Genomic DNA, 3,328 nt, shown 5'->3' on the forward strand with positions numbered 1-3,328 from the left:
CCAACCAGGCGTTGAAGCTTACAAGGTTAACATGTTTGGCCTGTTAGGCAAGCCAGGTTACGAAGAGATCGGCAAGAAGCTGCGGGCTGAAATGGGCGAAAACAAGTAAGGAGGAATTGCTATGCTACTAGGAAGTATTGAAGCAGGAGGGACAAAGTTCGTTTGTGCCGTTGGTAATATTAACTACCAAATTCAAGATTCAATCCACATCCCAACAACGACTCCTGAAGAAACCATTCAAAAGTGTATTGAATGGTTTGACCAATACAAGGATGATTTGAGTGCGATTGCGATTGCATCATTTGGACCAATTGAAATTCGTAAGAGTTCACCTAAGTATGGTTACATTACCAATACGCCAAAGCCGGGTTGGCAAGACACTGATTTTGTGGGCCCATTCAAGAAGCACTTTAACGTTCCAATTGCTTGGACGACAGACGTTAATGGTTCCGCATACGGTGAATATGTTCTTTCAACGTTATTTAACAAGCGGATCAATTCACTGGTTTATTACACCATTGGGACTGGTGTTGGTGCCGGTGCTGTAATTGACGGTAAGTTTGTCGGTGAATTAGGTCACCCTGAAATGGGACATATTCGGTTGAAGCGTCACCCTGATGACCTTGACTTTAAGGGAATTTGCCCATTCCACGGTGATTGTCTTGAAGGACTAGTTAGTGGGCCAACCTTTGAAGCACGGTTAGGCAAGAAGGGAAAAGATGTTCCATTAACTGATCATGTTTGGGACATTATGGCTTACTATGTTGCCCAAGCTGCTGTCGATGCAACCCTTATGTTCCGTCCAGGACAAATTGTCTTTGGTGGTGGTGTTGTTAGCGAAGAATTCTTAAAGAAGATTCGTCGTGAATTTAAGAAGCTGCTTAACGATTATGTTGAGGTCGGCGATCTTAATGAATACATCACCATGCCATTAGCCCAACACAACGGCTCCGCAACCATCGGCGACTTTGCCTTAGCATTGAAGGCGGCAACAAATTAGAGTGCGAGCCATGACGAACTAGCAACTGAGCACTAGAAAATCCCGGACGATGATTGGTTACAATCAAGGACGGGATAGCTAGGCGGAAGTTGCGGTCACGGCGAGCACGTTTTGGCTCTGTCGCAGTAGAACTTTATCTCTAGCAAGTTCCTGGCGAAGCACGCTCTAGTCTTAATAAATTAGATATTAAAGTCCATTTAAAGGAGGTGAGACTTATGTCATTTAACAAGAGTTTAGCAGGTTATTATGACGACTTGGCACACGTTGGAATTCCAACTGATGATTTGAAGAAGACAATTGCCTTCTGGGAAAAGTTAGGTTTCAAGAAGCAAGGCCAATTTGATACTGATGATCAAGGACACCAAGTGGTATTTATGAAGGTTGGCCACTTAATGTTAGAGATCTGGGACAGTGATGGTGCTGTTCACAAGACCGGTGCAATTAACCATATCTCATTGAACGTTGAAGATGCAGATAATGCATTTAAGGCCGCTAAAGAAGAAGGATTCGACGTTAAGGAAGACGAAGTACAACACCTTGACTTCTGGAAGCATGGAATCAAGTTCTTCAACATTGTTGGTCCAAACGATGAAACTATTGAATTTTGTGAAGTTGTTAAGGATTAATCCCGCTAGAGGCATTAACCTTTAGTCCAGATCGACCCTAAAGCACTTTGTTAGTGTAGGAGGAATATCTGATGAAAGCTTTAGTAATGACTGGTAAGAAGAAGTTAGAAATTGATGACAACTACAAGAAGCCAGAAGTTAAGCCCAATGAAGTTTTAGTTCACACTGCCTGGGCTGGTATCTGTGGAACTGATAAGGCATTATACAATGGTCTTCCTGGTTCAGCAGATGCTGTTCCACCAATTGTATTGGGACACGAAAATTCTGGTGTAGTTGCAGCTGTTGGGAGTGAAGTTGAAGATTTCAAGGTTGGCGATCGTGTCAGCGTTGATCCAAACATTTACTGCCACAAGTGCTACTACTGCCGGACATCTCGCCCAGAACTTTGTGAACACTTGGATGCTGTTGGTGTTACTCGGGATGGCGGCTTTGAAGAATATTTCACCGCTCCTGAAGAAGTTGTATATCATGTTCCTGACAACGTTTCACTTGAAGCTGCAGCTGTAATTGAACCAATCTCATGCGCAATGCATGCTGTTGATCTTTTGACTACTCACCCATATCAAAATGCATTGATCATTGGTGATGGTTTTGAAGGACAACTGATTGCTCAAATTTTAAAGGCTCGCGGAATTCGTGAAGTTACTCTTGCCGGAACCGTTGACGAAAAGCTTGAAAATAACCGGAAGCATTTCGGCTTTAAGATCATTAATAACATGACTCACCCAGAAGAAGTCAAGGAAGACTCATATGACATTGTTGTTGAAGCCGTTGGTCTACCAAAGACTCAAGAACAAGCTGTTGAAGCTGCTCGTCGTGGTGGTCAAGTATTAATGTTTGGTGTTGGTAACCCTGACTCAGAGTTTAAGGTAAATACTTACAAGGTTTACCAAAAACAATTAACGATTCAAGGAACCTTCATCAATCCTTACACTTTCGAAGATTCTATTGCTTTGCTTCAATCAGGAGATGTTGATCCACTTCCATTAATTTCAAATGTTTTGGACTTCGCTCACGTTGAAGACTTTGTAAGTGGTAAGTTAGGCAATATTTCAAAGGCTATCGTAAAAGTTGCCGGCGAAGAAGCCTAAGTTATCTAAGTAAGTAGGCGTATTTTCTACATCTTATTTCAAATCTTTTCCAAGGCTTTTTCACCGCTTGGAGTGGATAAGCAAATCTTTCCAAATTTGAGCTTTTATTGATTAGGTATAGAAAATTTATTTTATGAAAAGGGGAACGAGAATGAATGAATCAAAGTTTATCAGCTGGCTCGGACGAATTGCCAGTATAATTGCTATCTTAATGTACGTATCTTACATTGCACAGATTTATAACAACCTGCATGGTAATTACGCTGCACCGCTTCAACCATTTGTTGCAGGAGTGAACTGTACTCTTTGGAGTATCTATGCATACTTTAAGAAGGACCGTGACTGGCCAGTGTTCTGGGCTAACTTTCCGGGGGTATTCTTTAGCTTTGCGACATTCTTGACTTGTTTCCCTTGGTAAAATAGGTCAAATAACTCCACATATTAATTCAATCTGACTGACAAGAAATTATACTTCTTGTCAGTTTTTTGATAATATAAAGGAAAGATAAAGTTCAAAGTGGTGCCATCAAACGGGTGCCGCTTTCTTTTATGGAAAGGAACAGGAAAATGACAAAAGAAGTAAAGCGGATCATTGCAGTGGTCCTATTTTG

At 41.5% G+C, this 3,328-nt stretch carries 4 protein-coding genes; all 4 read left to right on the plus strand.

Features of this window, described 5'->3' with window-relative positions:
* Nucleotides 1–121: 121 nt before the first annotated feature.
* On the plus strand, nt 122–1,000 hold the full coding sequence (gene scrK, locus HMPREF0549_RS07985; protein ID WP_003717776.1) for a fructokinase ScrK: 879 nt from the start codon (nt 122–124) through the stop codon (nt 998–1,000).
* Between the two features lie 215 nt (nt 1,001–1,215).
* Complete coding sequence (locus HMPREF0549_RS07990; RefSeq protein WP_003717777.1) at nt 1,216–1,626, plus strand: VOC family protein; 411 nt, start codon at nt 1,216–1,218, stop codon at nt 1,624–1,626.
* Nucleotides 1,627–1,697: 71 nt separating this feature from the next.
* Complete coding sequence (locus HMPREF0549_RS07995) at nt 1,698–2,717, plus strand: zinc-dependent alcohol dehydrogenase family protein (protein ID WP_003717778.1); 1,020 nt, start codon at nt 1,698–1,700, stop codon at nt 2,715–2,717.
* A 151-nt stretch (nt 2,718–2,868) separates the two neighbouring features.
* Entirely contained in the window at nt 2,869–3,135 is a 267-nt protein-coding gene (locus HMPREF0549_RS08000; protein WP_040531767.1) for a SemiSWEET family transporter, read from the plus strand.
* Nucleotides 3,136–3,328 lie beyond the last annotated feature (193 nt).

The organism is Limosilactobacillus vaginalis DSM 5837 = ATCC 49540 (genome assembly GCF_000159435.1).
Lineage (GTDB): Bacteria > Bacillota > Bacilli > Lactobacillales > Lactobacillaceae > Limosilactobacillus > Limosilactobacillus vaginalis.

Excerpts from the sequence above, each read along its gene's own strand:
- scrK (WP_003717776.1), top strand. The coding sequence starts at position 122 with ATGCTACTAGGAAGTATTGAAGCAGGAGGGACAAAGTTCGTTTGTGCC.
- HMPREF0549_RS07995 (WP_003717778.1), top strand. The coding sequence starts at position 1,698 with ATGAAAGCTTTAGTAATGACTGGTAAGAAGAAGTTAGAAATTGATGAC.
- HMPREF0549_RS07990 (WP_003717777.1), top strand. The coding sequence starts at position 1,216 with ATGTCATTTAACAAGAGTTTAGCAGGTTATTATGACGACTTGGCACAC.
- HMPREF0549_RS08000 (WP_040531767.1), top strand. The coding sequence starts at position 2,869 with ATGAATGAATCAAAGTTTATCAGCTGGCTCGGACGAATTGCCAGTATA.